Genomic DNA, 18,409 nt, shown 5'->3' with positions numbered 1-18,409 from the left:
CTCCGCGTCGCCGAATGCCTAGACCGCTCCTCGTCGCCCGCGGGCGTCTCCGCCGCAGGTCAGCAGCTGATGTCGGGGTAGGGCTGCTCCACGTGCGCCAGCTTCGCCGCGTAGTCCAGCTGCATGCCGAGCGGCTCGTCCCAGTCGCGCTCGAACATCGCGATCCACAGCGTCAGGGTGAGGAACGGGTGGGCGCCCATCCCGAAGAGCGCCACGTGGTCGTGGGTTGCCAGGGCCTGGCGCTCCTCCTCGGTGAAGGACAGCCAGGTGGACCTCTCCGCGTCGATGCAGTTGAGGATCTTGTTCGCCTCCTCCGCCTCCCACCAGGCGACGGTGCCGGCGGGGTCCTCGCGGTAGCGCTCGGTGAGCGCGGTGTCGCGGTCGACGGTGAAGAGGAACTTGTTGACGAGGTACTTGCTCATCGGAGCAGCGCCCCCTTCGAGGTGAGCGGCGGTTCCGTCAGCAGGCTCGGGTCGGGGTACCAGGTGAAGTAGGCCTCCATGGTGTGGAACAGGTCGAGGTTGTCGGCGTAGTCGGCCTTGGCGTAGCCGGCGATCCCCATCATCAGCATGAAGTCCATGAAGCCGTGGGTGGCGTTGCCCGGGGCGTGGAGGCTGTCGAGGGTGACGTTCGACAACACGCCGTCGATGTCGCCGTCCCTGATCCACTCCACGGCCTGCGCGTCGAACTCCGGGTCCGGCCCGTGCGGGCCGAACTGGCGCGGGCCGCCGAGCTCGAGGGAGAGGTGGCCGGTGCCGATGACGGCGACGCGCATCCCGCTGGGCCAGGCGTCGATGATCTCGCGGATCGTCTTGCCCAGCTGCACGAACCGCTCGGGGCGCGGCAGCGGCGGGGCGAAGATGTTGGTGTAGATCGGCACGATCGGCAGGTCGTTCTGCGGGCGGACCGTGAAGATCGGGCAGGTGATCGAGTGGTCGACGCGCAGCTCGTGGGAGAAGGCGAGGTCGAAGCCGCGGTCGATGCCCTCGCGGAGCATGTACGCCGAGAGCTCCTCGTGACCCTTGAAGAACAGCTTCGGCATGCCGAACTCGCGGATCTCGTTCTCCCAGTTCCCGTCGTAGTACGGCGCCTTGCCGACGAGGAACTGCGGCATGTTGTCCAGCCAGAGCTGGTGGAAGTGGTCGGAGCCGACCATCACCAGCACGTCGGGCTGCGCCCGCGTGAGGGTCTCGCGGTACGCCTCGACCTTGCGCACCCAGTCGGCCGCGAACGGCGGCGCCTCCTCGGCCGGCAGCCGGCTGGTCTTGTAGAAGAAGGGGTGGTGGGTCGTGGCGAGGATCGCCACCAGCTTCGCCATTCAGCAGGTCCTTCCGGAATTGTCCGTACATCTGTCCGCATCGCGGCTGCGTTGCCGCGATCGGCGTCCATCGAGCGTCCGCTGTGCGAGCATCGGTCCATGGCTGGACGTGGAACCGGACCCGACTTCGTCGAGGCGCTCGCGCGCGGGCTCGACGTGCTCACCTGCTTCGACGCCCAGCGCCCGGAGATGACCCTCGCCGACGTCGCCGCCGCGACCGGCCTGGCGCGACCGACGGCCCGCCGGCTGCTGCTCACGCTCGAGGAGCTGGGCTACGTCCGGACGAGCGAGGGGCGCTTCGCCCTGACCCCGCGCGTCCTGCGCCTGGGTGCGGCGTACGCCGCCTCGCTGGGGCTGTGGGACATGGCGCGGCCGCACCTGGAGGCGCTCGTCGCGCGCACCGGGGAGTCCTCCTCGATGACGCAGCTCGACGGCTCCGACGTGGTGTACGTCGCCCGCGTGGCCGTGCCGAAGATCATCGCACTGCGCGTCGACATCGGCACCCGGTTCCCGGCCGTGCCGACCTCGCAGGGCAAGGTCCTGCTGGCCGCCCTCGACCCGGACGCCCGCGCCGCGGCCCTGGCCGAGCCGACCCGGTCGGGCCTGCCCGCACCGACCTACGACGCGGACGAGCTCGAGGCCGAGCTGCGCACGGTCCGCGCCCGCGGCTGGGCGCTGGCCGACGAGGAGCTCGCCCGCGGCATCCGCTCGATCGCGGTGCCGGTGCGCGACGGCGACGGCGTGGTCCGCGCCGCCATGAACGTCACCGTGCACGCGGCCGAGACCAGCGTGGAGACCCTCACCGGGGAGTACCTCCCCTGGCTGATGCAGACCGCGAGCGACGTCGCCGCGGACTGGGCCCTGTGGCAGGCCCGCCCGCAGGTCGGCGCCTGACTCATCCCCGCGTCGCATCGCTCAGCGCGTGTGCGTCGAGGCGTCGGCGTACTCGGTGTAGGTGTAGGGGTTGTCGAGCACCTTGGACTCGGGGACGTCGGGGCTCATGCCGGCCGCCCACTCCTCGGCGCCGAGGGTGTCCTGGAGGTAGGACACGGTGTCCTCCACGACCCGGCGGGCCTTCACCAGGTCGGCGTCGACGAGCTTGTGGGCGTGCTTGACGACCTTGCCGTCGACGAGCACGGTGTGGACGTCGCCGCGCTGGGCCTGCATGACGACGTGGCCGTAGGGGTTGAGCACCGGGAACATCACCGGCGAGTCGTCGTTCTTGACCAGCACGACGTCGGCCTTCTTGCCGACCTCGATGCTGCCGGTGACGTCGTCGAGGCCGAGCGCGCGGGCACCGCCGCGGGTCGCCCACTCCACGACGTCCGCGGCGCGCACGGCGAGGTGGGTGATGGTCTCGTTGCCGGCGTGCGCCTCGTGGTGCTCGCGGGTCCGGTCGGCGCTCAGGGTGGAGCGCATCGCGGAGAAGATGTCGGCGCTCATCCACACGCTGGTGTCCATCGAGAGCGAGATCGGGATGCCGTGGCGGCGCAGCGACCAGCTCGACGGGTAGCCCTGCCCGCAGCTGGCCTCGCTCTCCGCGGCGACCGAGGCGTGCCCGCCGGTGGCGGCGATGCGCTGGTAGGAGTCGTCGCTCAGGGTCGCCGCGTGGACGTAGACGGTCTCCGGCGTCATGAAGCCGTGCTCGTGCATCAGACGGATGCCGTTGTCGTTGGTCGCGCCCCACACGCCGGCGTGGGTGGTGACCGGGACGCCGAGGTCGCGGGCGACCTCGAAGGCGGCCTTCTCGGGGAACTCCGGGTCGCCGGTGACGTCGAAGGCCATCTGGAAGCCGAGCATGTCGGTCCGCTTCATCCGGCGCTCGACGAAGTCGCGGAACTCCGGGGTCGCCGACCACTCCCAGGGGCCGGCCTGGATGTTGCCGTAGGCGAAGACGAAGCGGCCCGGGACCTCCTCGAGCGCGTCGACCGCCGCGTCGGCGTGGTCGACGGTGTGGAGGTTGTGGGACCAGTCGACGCTGGTGGTCACGCCGGCCTCGAGCGCCTCGAGTCCGCTGAGCAGGTTGCCGGCGTAGATGTCCTGCGGGCGGAACTTCCGGCCGTGCTCCAGGTAGTTCCACACGAAGTACTGCGTCAACGTCCAGTCAGCGCCGTAGCCGCGCACGGCGGTCTGCCACATGTGCCGGTGGGTGTCGACCATGCCGGGCATGACGATGCCGCCGGCGGCGTCCACCTCGACGGTGCCCTCGGGCACCTCCAGGGCCGGGCCGACGGCCTCGATGCGCTGACCCACGACGAGCACGTCGGCGTCGGTCAGCACCGTGCGCCGGTCGTCCATCGTGAGCACGGTCCCGCCGCGCAGCACGACGGCGGGCGCGCCGGCGAAGTCGGTCGCGGGAGTGGCGGGCACGGACATCTCGACCTCCGGTGTTCCGAACTGACGGACGATTGTCCGTTTTGGGTGAGCCTGACCGTAACGGCGGTCACAAGTCAAGAGATCTGGGCGCTCCTCGCGCGGCCGTGCCGGTGCAGGTCTAGGCCGATGGCACGCGCTTGACCACGCGTTAACCGATCGGGCACTGTTGCGGACAGTTGTCCGCGATACGGATGGAGCATCGCAGTGAGCATCGACCCCGCGTCCCCGCCCGAGGTCCGGACGGACGGGCCCCTCGCCGGCGTCCTGGTCGCCGACTTCTCCCGCGTCCTGGCCGGCCCGTACGCCACGATGCTGCTCGCCGACCTCGGCGCCGAGGTGGTCAAGGTCGAGAGTCCTGCCGGCGACGACACCCGGCACTGGGTGCCCCCGCGCCGCGGCGACGACGGCACCTACTACCTCGCGATCAACCGCGGCAAGCGATCGATCGTGCTGGACCTCAAGGACGCCGACGACGTCGAGGTCGCCCACGAGCTCTCCCGGCGCGCCGACGTCTTCATCCACAACTTCAAGCCCGGCGGCCTCGACCGCTTCGGCCTCGGGTACGACGACGTGGCCGCCCGCAACCCCGGCAGCGTCTACTGCTCGATCAGCGGGTTCGGCTCCACCGGTGGCGCCCACCTGCCGGGCTACGACCTGCTCGTCCAGGCGATGTCGGGCCTGATGAGCCTGACCGGCGACCCCGACGGCGAGCCGTTCCGCGCCGGTATCTCCGTCTTCGACGTGATGACCGGCCTGCACTCGGTGATCGGGATCCTCGCCGCCCTGCGCCACCGCGACGCCACCGGCGAGGGCCAGCACGTCGAGACCAACCTGCTCGCGACCGCGATGTCCTCGCTGGTCAACCAGACCTCGGCGTACGTCGCCGGTGGGGTCGTCCCCGGACGGATGGGCAACGCCCACCTCAGCCTCTTCCCCTACGAGCCGCTCGCCACGGGCGACGGCGACCTCGTGGTCGCCGCGGGCAACGACGGCCAGTTCCGCAAGCTGGTGCGGGCGATGGGCGTGCCGGAGCTCGCCGACGACGAGCGCTTCCGCACCGTCGGGCTGCGCAACGACAACCGCGAGGACCTGCGGCCGCTGCTGCTCGAGCGGCTCGCGACCCGCTCGGCGCAGGAGTGGTTCACCGAGCTCAGCGCCGCGGGCGTGCCGTGCGGCCCGATCAACGACGTCCGCGGTGGCGTCGAGCTCGCGGAGTCGCTCGGCCTCGAGCCGGTCGTCGAGGTCGGGGGCGTGCCGACGGTCCGCAACCCGATCCGGTTCAGCGCGACCCCGGCCCGCTACGAGCTGCCGCCGCCGGCGCTGGACAGCCACGGCGAGGAGGTCCGACGCTGGCTCGGGTTCGGGCCGCACCCGCACCCCGACGCGGCTCCGGCCGAGCCGCCCGCCCCGTCCGCCTGAGGAGAGACCCGATGAGCGACCACCCGACGTACCCCACCTCGCTGGGCGTCTCCGACCTGCACACCATCTCGTTGCTCGGCCAGGACCTCTCCGCCGACCTCATCGGCAAGGTCAGCTTCGGGCACCTCGCCTACCGGCTGATCACGCTCCGGGAGCCGACGCCGCAGCAGGCGCGCGTGTTCGAGGCCGTGCTGGTCGCGCTCGCCGACCACGGGTTCACCCCCACCGCGATCTCGGCGCGGATGACCTTCCTGAGCGCACCCGAGTCCATCCAGGGTGCGTTGGCGTCGGGTCTGCTGGGCGGCGGGTCGCGGTTCCTCGGCGTCAGCGAGGACACCGGCCGGTTCCTGGCCGACGCGCTCGCCCATGTCGACGAGCTGCCGACCACGCCCGAGGCCTGGGACGAGCTGGCCGCCGACGCCGTCCGTGGCCAGCGGGCCGCCGGCCGGTTCGTCCCCGGGCTCGGCCACCACCTGCACAAGGAGGGCGACCCGCGCATCCCCGCGTTGTTCGGCATCGCCCGCGAGGAGGACCAGTTCGGCCCGCACCTCGCGCTCTTCGAGGCCGTCGGCCGGGTCGCGGAGGAGGTCACCGGCAAGGCGCTGCCCCTCAACGGCGCCGGCGCGTGCGGGGCAGCACTGGCCGACATCGGGATCCCGGTCGAGCTGCTGCGCGGGGTCGTCCTGCTCGCGCGGTGCGCCGGGCTGCTCGGCCACATCGCCGAGGAGGTCCGCGGCAACCGCGTCGCCGCGGACGTCTTCGCCGACGTCGAGCGGCACGCCGTGTACGTCGACCCGCCGGCCTCGGCCCGCGGGGAGGCGTGATGCGCGCGGCCCACCTGCACACCTGCGGCGAGCCACCGCACCCGGTCGAGCAGGACGAGCCGGTCCCCGGCGACGGCCAGGCGCTGGTCGCCGTGACCGCGGCACCGATCACGCCGCTCGACCTGCTCTGCGCGAGCGGCACGTCGTACTTCGGGGAGCCGGCGACGCCGTACGTCCCCGGCGTGCAGGGCGTCGGCACCGTGCTGTCCTCCGCCGAGCACGCCACCGGAACCCGCGTGTGGTTCCCGACGACCGCCGGCATGGCGCCCGGCGACGGGGCGATGGCCGAGCGGGCCGTCGTCGCCGACGCCGACCTGGTGCCGCTCACCGGGTCGGTCGACGACGTGCACCTGGCGGCGCTCGGGCTCTCCGCGATCGCGGCGTGGACGGCGCTCACCCTGACCGGCGGCCTGTCCACCGGCGAGCGGGTGCTGGTGCTCGGCTCCAGCGGCGTCGTCGGGACGGTCGCGCTCCAGGCCGCCCGGATCGCCGGCGCGGGTGCCGTCTTCGGCGCGGCGCTCGAGCCGACCGCTGCCGAGCGGGCCGCCGACCTCGGCGCCGACGGGTTCGTGCCGCTGCAGCGCGACGACGACGTGGCCACGCTGGCCGCCCGGATGCGCGACGTCGTCGGCGAGGTCGACCTCGTGCTCGACCCGCTGTGCGGCGTGCCCGCGTCGGCGGCACTGCTCTGCCTGGCGCCGCACGGCCGCCTGGTCAACCTCGGCGGCAGCGCCGGCGACACCGCGACGTTCTCCTCCGCGCACCTGCGCAGCGGCGCCCGACGCGTCCTCGGCTACACCAACAACGACCTCACCGCCGGCGAGCGCCGCGCGGCGATGGCCGCGATCGAGGAGCACGCGGCCGCCGGCCGGCTCGCCGTGCCCCACGAGGCCTTCACGTTGGAGCACGTCGGTGAGGCGTGGGCGCGGCAGCAGGGCGGCGAGGTGCACGGCCGGGCGGTCGTCACCCTCTGAACCCGGGCCCTCGGCGCGTGCACTGGGGGGACGCGCCGGGGGCCCGATGGAGCGGCGGACGGTTCAGACGTGGCCGGCGAGCTGACCCATCCGCGCCTCGAGCGCGGCGAGGTAGGCGTCGCGCTGCTTGGCCGACAGGGGGCTGCCCGGGTCGAGCCGGCTGCACGCCGGGAGCACGTCGATGGACAGCTTGGCCGCGCCGGCGAGGGCGCGCAGCTCGTCGAGCCGGTCCCCGAACGGCGTGCCGCTGCCCGGTGAGTAGGAGCGCACCACCTCGTCGATGCCACCCGGCTCGTCGAGGAACAGGTCCACCTTCGTCACCACGACCACGACCACCAGCCAGGTCGGCCGCGGGCGGCGGACCGCCATCGACGCGATCCGGTGCGCGGTGACCGTCCAGTCCTCCAGCTCGCGGGCCAGCTGCTCCTCGCGGTCGACCTCGACGGCTCCGGTGGTGCCGGCCGGGCGGCGGCCGGTGGCGTGGCCGTTCGCGACGACGTGCAGCACGCCGTCGACCGGGTCGTCGTGGAAGACCTCGTCGAGCGCGCCGAGCCGGGTGGCGGCGTTCTCGCCCGGCACCACGCGGAACCGGAACCCCCGCAGCCGCCGGTCGCGGCGGACCCGCCGCTCCATGACCGCCGAGCCCGCCTCGGACGGGTCGTCGCGCCGCGGGCGACCGGCGAGGTGGTCGACCAGCTCGGTCTTGCCGACGCCGGTCATCCCGGTGACCGCGACGGTCGGGTAGCGGTGCTGGAACACCCCGGTCACGCGGTCGCGGCCGCGCGCGAGGGTCGAGGGGACGGTGCGGAGGCCGCGGCGTGAGTCGCTCATCGCGCTCGAACGTACCCGAGCCGCACCTCCCGGTCGGCCGTCACCGGGCCGTCGGCAGGATGGGCCGGTGACCACTCCCGCTCCCGGTCCGGCTGCGACGCTCGCCGACACCGTCACCTTCGCCCACGGCCCGGCCTGGACCAACCGGTTCGCGCTGGCGCCGCTCACCAACACCCAGAGCCACGCGGACGGCACGCTCTCCGACGACGAGCACCGCTGGCTCGAGGCGCGCGGCCGCGGCGGCTTCGGCCTGGTCATGACCGCGGCGGCGTACGTCTCCCCGGCGGGGCAGGCCTGGGGCGGCCAGTTCGGCATCGCCTCCGACGACCACCTCCCCGGGCTGACCCGGCTCGCCGACGCCCTGCGCGCGACCGGCACCGTCTCGGCCGTGCAGCTGCACCACGGCGGCCGCCGCGCCGACCCGGCGCTGACCGGTCGGCCCAACCAGTGCCCGTGGGACGAGCCGAGCAAGGACGCGGTCGCGCTGACCACCGGCGAGGTGGAGCAGGTGGTCGCGGACTTCGTCGCCGCGGCCGTCCGCGCCGAGCGGGCCGGCTTCGACGGCGTGCAGGTCCACGGCGCGCACGGCTACCTCGTCGGGCAGTTCCTCGACGCGCGGCACAACCACCGCACCGACGGGTACGGCGGCTCCTTCGACGACCGCTTCCGCATCGTCCGCGAGATCCTCGAGGGCATCCGCGCCGCCACCGGGCCGGACTTCCAGCTCGGCCTGCGGCTCACCCCCGAGGGCAGCGGGATCAGCCTCGAGGAGGGCCGCGAGACCGCCCGCCAGGTGATGACGTCCGGCCTGCTCGACCACCTGGACATGTCGCTGTGGGACGTGTACATGAAGCCCCGGTACGGCGGCGACGGGCTGCTCATCGAGCACTTCGCCGACCTGCCGCGCGGCGGCACCCGGCTCGGCGTCGCCGGTGCGGTCGTCTCCACCGCCGACGCCCGCTGGTGCCTCGAGCGGGGCGCCGACCTGGTCAGCGTCGGCACCGGCGCGATCCTCCACCACGACTTCGCCGCCCGCGCCTTGGCCGAACCCGACTTCCGGGTGCGCGAGCGGCCGGTCACCCGCGAGGTGCTGCGCGAGGAGTCGGTCGGCCCGGCGTTCGTCGACTACCTCGCCCGGGGCTGGGACGACCTCGTCGCCTCCTAGCCCCCGTCCGGCTCGTGCTGCCCCGCGTGCGTCCTGGCGCACGCTGGGCAGCACGAGGCGAGGTGGTCAGCCCCGACGGCGCCCGCGGATCGTCTCGAGCGGGCGGCGTGGGATCTTCGGCAGCTGCGAGGCGCGGCCGTGCAGCGCGAGCAGCAGGGTGGCGACCATCGTGTCCTGGTCGAGCGTGCGGTCGAAGGACGTGAGGTTCAGCGGCGCCTTGAACCGCGTGCGGGTCACCGCCTTGGCGTAGGTGAACTCCCGCAGCCCGTCCGGCCCGTGGATCCGACCGAAGCCCGAGTCGCCGACGCCGCCGAACGGCAGCGTCGGCACGCCCGCGAACGAGATCACCGAGTTGATCGACGTCATCCCGGTCCGCAGCCGGCGGGCCAGGTCGTCGCCGCGCTTGGCGGTGAAGATCGCCGATCCGAGGCCGTACTTGCCGGCGTTGGTCAGCTCGACCGCCTCGTCCATGTCGCGCACCTTGCGGACCGTGACGGTCGGCCCGAACGTCTCCTCGGTCACCGCCTCGCTGTCCTCGGGCACGTCGACCAGCACGGTCGGCTGCACGAACCGGTCCCCCACCGCCTCGTTGCCGCCGACCACGGCCCGCCCGCCGCGGGCGAGCGCGTCGGCGACGTGACGGCGTACGACGTCGAGCTGGCCGGGCATCGTCATCGGCCCGATCTTCGCGTCGACGTCGACCCCGGCGTGCACGGTCCGCGCCTTCTCGGCGAGCAGGTCGACGAACCGGTCGTGCACCCGCTCGTGGACGTAGACCCGCTCGACCCCGGCGCAGGTCTGCCCGGCGTTGGCGAAGGCTCCCCACGCGGCCGCGTCCGCGGCGGCGTCGAGGTCGGCGTCCTCGTCGACGAGCAGTGCGTCCTTGCCACCGGCCTCGATGACGACCGGCGTCAGCGTCTCCGCGCACGCGGCCATCACCCGCTTGCCGGTGGCGGTCGAGCCGGTGAACGCGACCTTGTCGACCCCGGCCCGGCACAGCGCCGCACCCGTCTCGCCGTACCCCGTCACGACCTGCAGCAGGTCGTGGTCGCCCACGACCTCGCGGAGGCTGTCGGCCAGCCATGTGCCGACGCCGGGGGTGAGCTCGCTGGGCTTGAAGACGACGGTGTTGCCGGCGGCCAGCGCGTAGGCGATCGAGCCCATCGGGGTGAAGACCGGGTAGTTCCAGGGGCCGATGACGCCGACGACGCCGAGCGGGAGGTACTCCACCGACGCCGCCTGGTTGGCCAGCAGGAGCCCGGGCGAGACGCGCTTGCGACCGAGGACCTTCTCGGCGTGCGACCCGGCCCAGGCGAGGTGGTCGATGGCGAGCGCGCACTCCAGCTGGGCGTCGCCGTGCGGCTTGCCGGTCTCCTGGTGCACGACGTCGCAGAGCTGGGCGAGGCGGCGGGTGATGACGCCGCGCCACTGGGTGAGCACCTCCTTGCGGCCGTCGAAGCCGAGGCCGGCCCACCAGTCCGCCGTCGCCCGGGCGCGCTCGACCGCGGCTCGCACGTCGGACTCGTCGTGCACCGGGTGGGTCCCGACCACGTCGCCGGTCGCCGGGTTGATCGACTCGAAGGTCCGGTCGGTCGTGCTCAGGGCGGGGGCAGTGGTCATCTCAGAGGGCCTTTCCACGCAGGAGGTCGGCGGCACGCTCGCCGATCATGATCGTCGGGGCGTTGGTGTTGCCGCGCGTCACCACCGGCATGACGCTGGCGTCGGCGACCCGCAGCCCGTCCACCCCACGCACGCGCAGCTCGGGGTCGACCACCGAGCGCTCGTCGTCGCCCATCGCACAGGTGCCGACCGGGTGGTAGAGCGTCTGGGTGTAGGCGCGCAGGTGCTCGACGACCTGCGCGTCAGTGGGGTCGTCGCCCCAGGCCTCCATCGTGGGCAGCCCCGGGCCGGCGACCAGCTCGGCGAGCGGGCCGGTCGCGACGGTCTCGAGCATCCGCCGCACGCCCGCGGTCATCGCGTCCAGGTCGGCCTGGTCGTCGAAGTAGCCGGGGTCGATCTCCGGGTGCCAGCGCGGGTCGGTCGAGCGCAGCCGCAGGGTGCCGCGGCTGGCGACGTCCACGAGCGTCGGCGCGACGGTCACCCGGCGGGCGGTGGCCTCGTGCAGCCCGTTGTCGTAGAAGCCGGTCGGCGCCACGTGCACCTGCAGGTCCGGCGCCGCCAGGTCGTCGCGGGTGCGCCAGAAGCCGCCACCCTCGCCGACGTTCGACGTCAGCGGGCCGGTGCCGGTCGCCTTGGCGCGGGCGAACTGCACGAGGTTGTTGTGGTCCATCAGGTCGGTCGTCCCGCGGGTTCGGAAGACCAGCGGCACGGCCGGGTGGTCGTGCAGGTTCTGCCCGACGGGCGGCAGGTCGACGACCACGTCGACGCCGACCTCGCGCAGGTGCGCGCCGGGCCCGATGCCGGAGAGCATCAGCAGCTGCGGGGAGTTGATCGCGCCGCCCGCGAGCACCACCTCGCCGTCGACGTACGCCGTGCGGGTGCCGCCGCCGTGCGCGTAGGCGACGCCGACGGCCCGGCCGGCCTCGACGACGACCCGCTCGGCGAACGCGCCGGTGCGGATCGTCAGGTTGGGCCGGTCGGCCGCGGGCTCGAGGTAGGCCTTCGCCGTGGACCAGCGGCGGCCCTTGCGGCAGGTCACCTGGTAGAGGCCGGCGCCCTCCTGCTCGGCGCCGTTGAAGTCGTCGGTCGGCTTGAAGCCGGCCGCCACGGCCGACTCGACCCAGGCGGTCGTCAGCGGGTGGGTGTAGCGCCGGTCCTCGACGTGGAGCGGGCCGTCCTGCCCGTGGAGGGGCCCGCCGAGCCGGGTGTTGCCCTCGGACCGGATGAAGTAGGGCAGCACGTCGTCGTACCCCCACCCGGTCGCGCCGTGGGCGTCGCGCCAGGTGTCGTAGTCGGCCCGGTTGCCGCGGATGTAGATCATCGCGTTCATCGACGAGCAGCCGCCGAGGGCCTTCATCCGCGGCCAGTAGGCGCGGCGGCTCTCGAGCTGCTTCTGCTCGGTGGTCTGGTAGTTCCAGTCCCACCGGGTCTTGAACAGGTTGGCGAAGGCCGCCGGGATGGCGACCTCGTCGGCGTCGGCCGGGCCGCCGGCCTCGAGCAGCAGCACCGAGACCGCGGGGTCCTCGGTGAGCCGGGCGGCGAGCACGGCGCCGGCGCTGCCGGCTCCGACCACCACGTGGGTGAAGACTTCCCGGTCCGGCACGACGTCCTCCTCGCTCCCCGGCCGGAGTGCCGGGGTGCGGGGAAGACTAGGCGGAGGTGACCGGCATCACCAGGGGCACCCCCGCCTGTGGATCACGTCAGAGCTGGTCGTCCTGGACCACGTGGACCGCGGCCTCCTCGGCCCCGGCGCCGGCACCGTCGATGCCGACGTCCTCGGCGACCAGGTCCGCCTCGACGTCCGTGTGCGCGCCCTCGTCGGGCTCGACCAGGCGGCCGGCGCGCTCGTCGCCGGACTGGGCCCCGTCGCGGATGTCCTCGTTCAGCTCGCCGCGCTGGGCCTCCACCTCGGCCTGCTCGTACGGGTCGGGCTCCGGGACCTCCTGCTCGAGGCGCTGGTCGAAGGTCTCGCCCATCGCCTCCTCGAGCGGGGTGTTGCCGTAGCCCTGCGCGACGGAGTACTTCTCCGGCGGGCTGTAGCCCTCATCGAGCGGCTCGCGGACGTCGGTGTTCTCCTGCACCAGGCTGTCGCCCGAGCTCTGCGGCTGGGTCTCGTCGTCGACGCTGTAGCCGTGGTAGCTCTCGTTGTCGCTGGCGTCCTCGGTGGCGTCGACCGAGGGGTCGGTCCCGATGGCTGCGTTGTCGGCTGCGGGGTCGTTGGTCATGGGTCTCCTGTACCCGCACCCGCCGCCGGTATTGCCCCGACGCACCTCACACCGCTCACCCGCAGGAGGCCGCGCGGCGCCCGCCTTCGATCGTCGCCATGCCGTACAGCAGCGGGGAGCGTGCCCTCGACGACCTGCTCCAGGCCGCCCACCTCGCCGGCGCCCACGACCTGCCGGACCTGTTCGCCGCGCACGGCGCCGCCCTCGGCGTGACCGACGTGCGCGTCCACCTCGCCGACCTGCAGCAGGGCGTGCTGGTGCCGCTGCCCGACCGGCCGCAGCCGGACGGCACGTCGCCGCGCGATGGCGAGCCGGACGCGCTCCGCGTGGACGGGACGCTCGGGGGCCGGGCCTTCCAGCAGATCGAGGTCGTCCTCGAAGAGCTCGAGCCCCGGCCCGCGGCGTCCGGGTCTGGCAGCCGCTGCTGGACGGCACCCAGCGGCTCGGGGTGCTGGCCGTGACGGTGGACGACCCCGCAGCGCTCGACGCCGAGGACGGTGCGCTGCGTCTGCGACTTCGCCGCTTCGCGTCGGTCGCCTCCGAGCCACCACTGCCCGGTTCGTCGACGACGCCGTGGCGCAGGGCGCCCGCGAGGGCGGGTTCAGCACGGGGCTCCTGGCCGAGCTCGACACCACCACCGGCGAGCTGCGCTGGGTCAACGCCGGACACCCCGACCCGCTGTTGCTGCGCGAGGGCCGCCTGGTGCGGATGCTCGAGACACCGCACGCGCTGCCCTTCGGCCTCAACGAGGCGATCACCGGGAGCCAGGACTTCGTGGTCGGCTCCGAGATGCTCCAGCCCGACGACCTGGTGCTGCTGCACACCGACGGCGTGGTCGAGGCCCGCTCCGCCGACGGTGAGTACTTCGGCGCCGAGCGCCTCGTCGACCTGGTCACCCGCAACCTCGCCGCCGGCCTGCCGGCCCCCGAGACCGTGCGGCGCCTGGTCCGGTCGCTGCTCGAGCACCAGGACGCGCGGCTCGAGGACGACGCGACGCTGGCGTTGCTGCAGTGGCGTCCGACCGCGCCCGAGCGGCTCGCACCGCCCACGCCCTGACGAGCCGGCGCTGACGAGCCGGCGCCGCGCCACGTCAGGGCGCCGGCTGCTCCACCGGACAGGCGTACGACGTCCGCCCGCCGACCTGCTCCACGACGACGTCCGCGCCGCAGTCGCGGCAGTGCACCTGCTTGTAGACCCGGCGCGCCTCGGCCTCCGGCACGGCCAGCCGGTCCGGGGCGTCGACGGTGACGATCCGGCCGTCCTCCACCGCCCGGCTCATCATCGCGACCAGCACGTCCCAGAGCCGGTCGAGCACCGGCCGCTCGACCGCCGGCCCCGGCGTGCGCGGGTGGACGCCCACGGCGTGCAGCGCCTCGGCGCGGAAGACGTTCCCGACCCCGGCCACGACCGACTGGTCGAGCAGCAGCGCGCCGATCGCGGTCCTGCCGCGGCCGAGCGCGGCTAGCGCAGCCTCCCGGTCGGCGTCCCGACGCAGCGGGTCCGGCCCGAGCCGGGCGACGACCGCGGCCGCAGCAGGCGGGTCGAGCAGCTCGCAGGTCGAGGGCGCGACGAGCTCCCACGTGCCCGCCGCGCCCTCGATGCGCAGCCGGGCCGACGCGATCGGCGGCTCACCCGGCGGGCGCGGCAGCCAGGTGCCGCGCATGCCGAGGTGCACGTGGACGTAGCGCGTGTCCCCGAGGCCGAGCAGCAGGTGCTTGCCCCAGGCCTCGACCGAGCCGAGGGGCGCCCCGTCGACCTGCGCCGCCTCCTCGCCGAACCGCCCCTGCGGCGAGCTCACCCGCAGGCGGTCACCGACCAGCGGCGCGAGGTCGCGGGCGTTGCGGTGGACGGTGTGACCCTCGGGCACGGCGGCGCCCGGTCAGTCCTCGGCGAGTGGGTCGAAGGCGAGCTGGGCGGTGACCCGCACGGTGCCGTCGTCGACGTCGACGCCCCACCGGTCGCAGACGTGGTCGACGATCGCGAGACCGCGGCCGCGCGGCGCGTACTGGTCGGCGACGACCGGCTGGAACTGGTCCTGGACCTTCTCGCCCACCACCGGGTCGACGTCGCCGGCGACGGTGATCCGGGCCCCGTCCGGGTAGAGGCACCAGGTCGCCTCGACGTGACCGCACCCGTGCGGTGAGCCGTGCTCGACGGCATTGGCGGCCAGCTCGGAGAAGACCAGCACCGCGTCCTCGATCGACCGCCGGTCCCGGCCGGCGTCCTCCAGGTCGTGCACCAGGGCCCGGCGGGCGTCGGCCACCGCGCCCAGGTCGTGCCACAGGTGCACCCGGGTGCACGGGTCCTGCTCGAGGCCGGTCATGGACCCCCGGTGAACCGGCGGGCGCGCCGCCAAACCTGCGCCGCGCCCGACACCGCTCACGTCTCCTGCTCGCCGCGCCAGCGCAGGTAGAAGACCGTCACGAACGCCACCGCCAGCGGACCGAGCGCCAGCAGCAGGACGAGGAACCCCTCCGCACCGTGCAGGGCACCCATGTGCTCGACGACCGGGGCGCTCGGCCCCCTCACGCCGGCACCTTCGGCCCGCGCCCGGCGCCGACCTCGGGCCGCGTGGCCCGGGCGAACCGGCTCACGCCCCACCCGAGGCCCAGCACCAGCGCCAGCGAGCAGAGCAGGACGACCGACCCGGCGGCGAGCCACAGCCACCCCGGTACGTCGTCGGACAGCTCGCGCTGCAGGAGCAGCTTCTCCTCGTCGAACGGACGGGTGCCGTCTCCCACCGGGATCTCCGGCTCGTCGAGCGCGGCGTCCTCGGGCAGGAAGACCGGCATCGCGGTCAGGTCCCGCCCGTCGTGCAGCCGGACCATCGTCTTCCAGGTGCCGTCCGCCGGGACGGGCCGGGTGGTGCGCCAGACGCCTTCCTCCCCTTCCGCCAGGTGGTCGACGACCAGGCCCTCGCTGCCGGCGCCGCCCTGCCAGCCGGTGACGGTGAGCCACGCGGGCTCGCCGTCGGCCGGCTCGCGGTCGAAGGTCACCTCCAGGTCGACCTCGCCGCCGCCGGCCTCGGAGACGGCGACCGTGCCGCGAAGGTCGTCGGGGTGGGTCGCCACCACGCCGTTGGCCGCGCACACGGCGATCCCCGCCAGGGCCAGGCCGAAGTGCAGCCGCGGCCGGACCGCGTCCGGCAGGTCCCGGCGCAGCCCACGCACCAGCAGCCCACCGAGCAGGCCCGCGGCCGCTCCGGCCACGGTCGCCATCAGGACTCCCTCCACGACGACGTCCGAGGTCCACGGGAGCCGGAAGGCCACCTGCGTCCAGGCGTGCTCGGCGGCGTACCCGACCGTGCCGATCAGCACCCCGCTCGTCACGCCGAGCGCCAGCGGGCGGGAGGCCAGCCGCAGTGCGACCAGCTCGACGATGAGCGCCTCGGCGAGGTAGAGCGGGACCGCCGCCCACAGCTCGCCCAGCACCGGCCCGACGACCACGCTGACGCCGCCGCGGACCACGAGGTAGAACAGCACCGCTGCGACGGCGGCGCCGCGGCCGATCCACAACCGGGCGACCACGAGGCTGAACGCCGCGGCCACCGCGATGAGGAACGGCTGCAGCACCAACCGGAACTGCGGGACGCCGAAGTCGAACTCCGCCTGGAAGACGCTCATCCCGATCAGCAGCCCGCCGACCAGGCAGGCCTTGAGCACGTACGTCGCCACCGCGCTGGTCCGACGGCCGCTCTGCTCCGTGGCGACCCGGCCCTCCTCGAAGAGGACCGCCATCGCGACGAGCGACAGCCCGGCGCCGCCGATGAGCATCAGGTGGGTCGGCCCCCACAGGGTGACGTCCTGCCCGAAGATCCGGTGCCACACGTCGTCCAGCGGGAAGCCGAGCAGCGCGTAGGTGCCCGCACCGGTCAGGAGCACGCCGCCGGCCGGCGCGTGCCACCCGGGGGCCAGCTTCACACCGGACGGGCCGACCTCGTCCTGGCGCGGCAGCGCGCACGCCAGGACGCCGGCGGCGGAGATGCCGAAGAGACCGAAGAGGATCGGGTAGTGCGCGGGGTTGGCCAGCGGCCCCTCGTCGCGGCCCAGGCCGATGTGCAGCGAGATGTCCCAGTACATCCCCAGCAGCGCCGTGATCAGCGAGACCATCGCGACCATCAGCGGCACCTGCGCCCAGGGCGCCAGGGTGCCGAAGAAGCGCGAACGGTCCATCCACGCCATCAGCCGGGTCAGGGCCGGGAGCCGGCCCGAGCGGTGGGCCAGCACGATCGCGCCCAGCGCGATCGTCATCAGCAGCGCCAGGCCGGACGCGAGAGCGACCTCGCTGAGCGCGGCCGCGCCGGCGGGACGGTCCTCGACGGCCACCGGACCGGAGGCGAGGACGTCCACGAAGCGGAGGGATGCAGGCATGCATCTATGTAACATCGTTCAATGCAACCGTAGCAAGGGTTAGCATCGAAGCGTGGTCGAGCACACGTCCCCCGAGCCGGCGGACGGGTCTCCGGACAGATCCCACGGCGACGCCGACGAGCTCTTCGTCGTCGAGGAGCTCGCCCGACGCACCGGCGTCTCGGTCCGCTCGTTGCGCAACTACCAGTCACGACGCCTCCTCCCGCCGCCCGAGCTCCACGGACGGACCGGCTACTACGGCGCCGCGCACGTCGAACGCGTCCGGCTGGTGCAGCAGCTGCGGGCCGCCGGGCTCAAGCTCGAGGGCATCGCCCGGATGCTCGACACCGACACCACGGCCGACGGACAGCTGCTCGCGTTCACCGAGCACGCACGCGGCATGTTCACCCCACCCGAGGTCGAGGTCACGACCCTCGCCGACCTGGTCGACCGGTTCCGCCTGGACGCCGGCGACGCCGCGGAGGTTCTCGGCATCGCGCTCCGCCTGGGACTGGTCCGCGAGGCGCCGGACGGACCGTCGGGCGAGCCGCGGGTCGAGGTCGTCGCTCCGGCGCTCCTGACTGCCGGCGAGGAGGCCATGCGCCTGCTGGGGCTCGACGCCCGGGGCGCGCTGGACCTGCTCGAGCGACTGCGCCGGCACGCGGACGGCGTGGCCAAGCTGTACGTCGAGCTCTTCGTGGACCGCGTCTGGCAGCCGTTCGTCGACGCGGGCAAGCCGGCGGTCGCCTGGCCGGACGTCGAGCAGGCCCTGGACGACCTCCGCCAGCTCGCGACCCGCGCCCTGCAGAGCACCTTCGACCTCGCGATGGTGCACCGCGTGGACCGCGTCCTCGGCGACGGACTGCCCGGCTGACCAGTCGACCGCGCCAACCCGGCCGGCTGGGGTCTCGAGCCGCGTCGGCTGAAAGGCCCCCGGGGAAATGCGAAGCGGGGCCATACCCGAAGGTATGGCCCCGCTTGCTAATGGTATGTCCGGCGGCGTCCTACTCTCCCACAACCTCGCGGTTGCAGTACCATCGGCGCTGAAAGGCTTAACTTCCGGGTTCGGGATGGGACCGGGTGTTTCCCTCTCGCTATGGCCGCCGTAACTCTAGCGACCTGTGCGCGGAACACTCCACCCGCGGGTGGGGTTCACGGCACAGATCAAGTCTGGCGTGATGCTGGATTCGTGGACGCGAGCACTCTGCTTGCAACACCATGGGTGGTTGTTGTCTTGGTTGAGTGGTTGTGGGACAAGCCCTCGGCCTATTAGTACCGGTCGGCTAGGCATTACTGCTGTACACCTCC

The 18,409-nt window shown here is 73.6% G+C and carries 19 protein-coding genes and 1 rRNA gene; 8 read left to right on the top strand and 12 right to left on the bottom strand.

The features are described from left to right. Nucleotides 1-59: 59 nt before the first annotated feature. Together H7344_RS16370 and H7344_RS16365 are read right to left on the bottom strand one after the other, a co-directional pair. The gene (locus H7344_RS16370; protein WP_186347079.1) at nt 60-422 is read right to left on the bottom strand and encodes a hypothetical protein; all 363 of its coding nucleotides are present in this window, start codon (nt 420-422) and stop codon (nt 60-62) included. After that, nucleotides 419-1,318 (bottom strand): DODA-type extradiol aromatic ring-opening family dioxygenase, encoded by a 900-nt coding sequence (locus tag H7344_RS16365; protein WP_186347078.1) that lies wholly within the window; start codon nt 1,316-1,318, stop codon nt 419-421. The genes H7344_RS16370 and H7344_RS16365 overlap by 4 nt, the downstream gene beginning before the upstream one ends. A 99-nt stretch (nt 1,319-1,417) precedes the next feature. On the opposite strand from H7344_RS16365, the gene H7344_RS16360 reads away from it, so the two are divergent. Continuing rightward, entirely contained in the window at nt 1,418-2,212 is a 795-nt protein-coding gene (locus tag H7344_RS16360; RefSeq protein ID WP_186347077.1) for an IclR family transcriptional regulator domain-containing protein, read from the top strand. 21 nt (nt 2,213-2,233) lie between these two features. On the opposite strand, the gene H7344_RS16355 is transcribed toward H7344_RS16360, so the two are convergent. Next, nucleotides 2,234-3,688, bottom strand: a complete 1,455-nt coding sequence (locus tag H7344_RS16355; RefSeq protein ID WP_222130780.1) for an amidohydrolase family protein — start codon at nt 3,686-3,688, stop codon at nt 2,234-2,236. Between the two features lie 210 nt (nt 3,689-3,898). Here H7344_RS16355 and H7344_RS16350 point away from each other — a divergent pair, with 210 nt between their 5' ends. Genes H7344_RS16350 through H7344_RS16340 form a run of 3 tightly spaced genes read left to right on the top strand, consistent with a single transcriptional unit; the run spans nt 3,899 to nt 6,911 of the window. Further along, entirely contained in the window at nt 3,899-5,113 is a 1,215-nt protein-coding gene (locus H7344_RS16350; protein WP_229707227.1) for a CaiB/BaiF CoA transferase family protein, read from the top strand. A gap of 11 nt (nt 5,114-5,124) precedes the next feature. Beyond that, entirely contained in the window at nt 5,125-5,937 is an 813-nt protein-coding gene (locus tag H7344_RS16345; protein ID WP_186347075.1) for a citryl-CoA lyase, read from the top strand. Continuing rightward, nucleotides 5,937-6,911: a quinone oxidoreductase family protein gene (locus H7344_RS16340; RefSeq protein ID WP_186347074.1), complete on the top strand. Its 975-nt coding sequence runs from the start codon at nt 5,937-5,939 to the stop codon at nt 6,909-6,911. Before H7344_RS16345 ends, H7344_RS16340 begins: the two co-directional genes overlap by 1 nt. Nucleotides 6,912-6,974: 63 nt before the next feature. On the opposite strand, the gene H7344_RS16335 is transcribed toward H7344_RS16340, so the two are convergent. Beyond that, nucleotides 6,975-7,742, bottom strand: a complete 768-nt coding sequence (locus H7344_RS16335; protein ID WP_186347073.1) for a hypothetical protein — start codon at nt 7,740-7,742, stop codon at nt 6,975-6,977. Nucleotides 7,743-7,809: 67 nt separating this feature from the next. Between H7344_RS16335 and H7344_RS16330 the strand changes: the two genes are divergently transcribed. Continuing rightward, nucleotides 7,810-8,907, top strand: coding sequence for an NADH:flavin oxidoreductase (locus H7344_RS16330; RefSeq protein ID WP_186347072.1), 1,098 nt, complete (start codon nt 7,810-7,812; stop codon nt 8,905-8,907). Nucleotides 8,908-8,973: 66 nt separating this feature from the next. Here H7344_RS16330 and H7344_RS16325 read toward each other — a convergent pair whose 3' ends face one another. The 3 genes from H7344_RS16325 to H7344_RS16315 all read right to left on the bottom strand — a co-directional run bounded on the left by H7344_RS16325 (nt 8,974) and on the right by H7344_RS16315 (nt 12,752). Then, nucleotides 8,974-10,527, bottom strand: a complete 1,554-nt coding sequence (locus H7344_RS16325) for an aldehyde dehydrogenase family protein (protein WP_186347071.1) — start codon at nt 10,525-10,527, stop codon at nt 8,974-8,976. Nucleotide 10,528: 1 nt separating this feature from the next. Continuing rightward, on the bottom strand, nt 10,529-12,130 hold the full coding sequence (locus tag H7344_RS21285) for a GMC family oxidoreductase (RefSeq protein ID WP_186347070.1): 1,602 nt from the start codon (nt 12,128-12,130) through the stop codon (nt 10,529-10,531). Nucleotides 12,131-12,227: 97 nt separating this feature from the next. Next, entirely contained in the window at nt 12,228-12,752 is a 525-nt protein-coding gene (locus H7344_RS16315; protein ID WP_222130779.1) for a DUF5709 domain-containing protein, read from the bottom strand. Between the two features lie 98 nt (nt 12,753-12,850). Between H7344_RS16315 and H7344_RS16310 the strand changes: the two genes are divergently transcribed. After that, a complete protein-coding gene (locus tag H7344_RS16310) occupies nt 12,851-13,213 on the top strand; it encodes a hypothetical protein (RefSeq protein ID WP_186347069.1) in 363 nt (120 codons plus the stop codon). Further along, nucleotides 13,164-13,808, top strand: coding sequence for a PP2C family protein-serine/threonine phosphatase (locus H7344_RS16305; protein WP_260989640.1), 645 nt, complete (start codon nt 13,164-13,166; stop codon nt 13,806-13,808). The genes H7344_RS16310 and H7344_RS16305 overlap by 50 nt, the downstream gene beginning before the upstream one ends. A gap of 34 nt (nt 13,809-13,842) precedes the next feature. Here H7344_RS16305 and H7344_RS21280 read toward each other — a convergent pair whose 3' ends face one another. Genes H7344_RS21280 through H7344_RS16285 form a run of 4 tightly spaced genes read right to left on the bottom strand, consistent with a single transcriptional unit; the run spans nt 13,843 to nt 17,122 of the window. Beyond that, nucleotides 13,843-14,619 (bottom strand): Fpg/Nei family DNA glycosylase, encoded by a 777-nt coding sequence (locus tag H7344_RS21280; RefSeq protein WP_186347067.1) that lies wholly within the window; start codon nt 14,617-14,619, stop codon nt 13,843-13,845. Between the two features lie 12 nt (nt 14,620-14,631). Further along, on the bottom strand, nt 14,632-15,075 hold the full coding sequence (locus H7344_RS16295) for an ATP-binding protein (protein WP_186347066.1): 444 nt from the start codon (nt 15,073-15,075) through the stop codon (nt 14,632-14,634). A 56-nt stretch (nt 15,076-15,131) separates the two neighbouring features. Beyond that, on the bottom strand, nt 15,132-15,281 hold the full coding sequence (locus H7344_RS16290) for a hypothetical protein (protein ID WP_186347065.1): 150 nt from the start codon (nt 15,279-15,281) through the stop codon (nt 15,132-15,134). Beyond that, complete coding sequence (locus tag H7344_RS16285) at nt 15,278-17,122, bottom strand: hypothetical protein (protein WP_186347064.1); 1,845 nt, start codon at nt 17,120-17,122, stop codon at nt 15,278-15,280. Before H7344_RS16285 ends, H7344_RS16290 begins: the two co-directional genes overlap by 4 nt. Before the next feature lie 52 nt (nt 17,123-17,174). Between H7344_RS16285 and H7344_RS16280 the strand changes: the two genes are divergently transcribed. Continuing rightward, a complete protein-coding gene (locus H7344_RS16280; protein WP_186347063.1) occupies nt 17,175-17,975 on the top strand; it encodes a MerR family transcriptional regulator in 801 nt (266 codons plus the stop codon). 117 nt (nt 17,976-18,092) lie between these two features. Here the strand turns inward: H7344_RS16280 and rrf are convergent. After that, nucleotides 18,093-18,209, bottom strand: a 5S ribosomal RNA gene (gene rrf, locus H7344_RS16275). Nucleotides 18,210-18,409 lie beyond the last annotated feature (200 nt).

The sequence above is a fragment of the Nocardioides deserti genome, from assembly GCF_014266025.1.
GTDB classification, from domain to species: domain Bacteria; phylum Actinomycetota; class Actinomycetes; order Propionibacteriales; family Nocardioidaceae; genus Nocardioides; species Nocardioides deserti.
Note: the sequence above shows the minus strand (reverse complement) of the source record. Positions and strands in the feature narration are given on the sequence as shown.

Coding starts and splice junctions, on each gene's coding strand:
- H7344_RS16370 (WP_186347079.1), bottom strand. CDS start 422: ATGAGCAAGTACCTCGTCAACAAGTTCCTCTTCACCGTCGACCGCGAC.
- H7344_RS16365 (WP_186347078.1), bottom strand. CDS start 1,318: ATGGCGAAGCTGGTGGCGATCCTCGCCACGACCCACCACCCCTTCTTC.
- H7344_RS16360 (WP_186347077.1), top strand. CDS start 1,418: ATGGCTGGACGTGGAACCGGACCCGACTTCGTCGAGGCGCTCGCGCGC.
- H7344_RS16345 (WP_186347075.1), top strand. CDS start 5,125: ATGAGCGACCACCCGACGTACCCCACCTCGCTGGGCGTCTCCGACCTG.
- H7344_RS16340 (WP_186347074.1), top strand. CDS start 5,937: ATGCGCGCGGCCCACCTGCACACCTGCGGCGAGCCACCGCACCCGGTC.
- H7344_RS16335 (WP_186347073.1), bottom strand. CDS start 7,742: ATGAGCGACTCACGCCGCGGCCTCCGCACCGTCCCCTCGACCCTCGCG.
- H7344_RS16325 (WP_186347071.1), bottom strand. CDS start 10,527: ATGACCACTGCCCCCGCCCTGAGCACGACCGACCGGACCTTCGAGTCG.
- H7344_RS16315 (WP_222130779.1), bottom strand. CDS start 12,752: ATGACCAACGACCCCGCAGCCGACAACGCAGCCATCGGGACCGACCCC.
- H7344_RS16310 (WP_186347069.1), top strand. CDS start 12,851: ATGCCGTACAGCAGCGGGGAGCGTGCCCTCGACGACCTGCTCCAGGCC.
- H7344_RS16295 (WP_186347066.1), bottom strand. CDS start 15,075: ATGACCGGCCTCGAGCAGGACCCGTGCACCCGGGTGCACCTGTGGCAC.
- H7344_RS16285 (WP_186347064.1), bottom strand. CDS start 17,122: ATGCCTGCATCCCTCCGCTTCGTGGACGTCCTCGCCTCCGGTCCGGTG.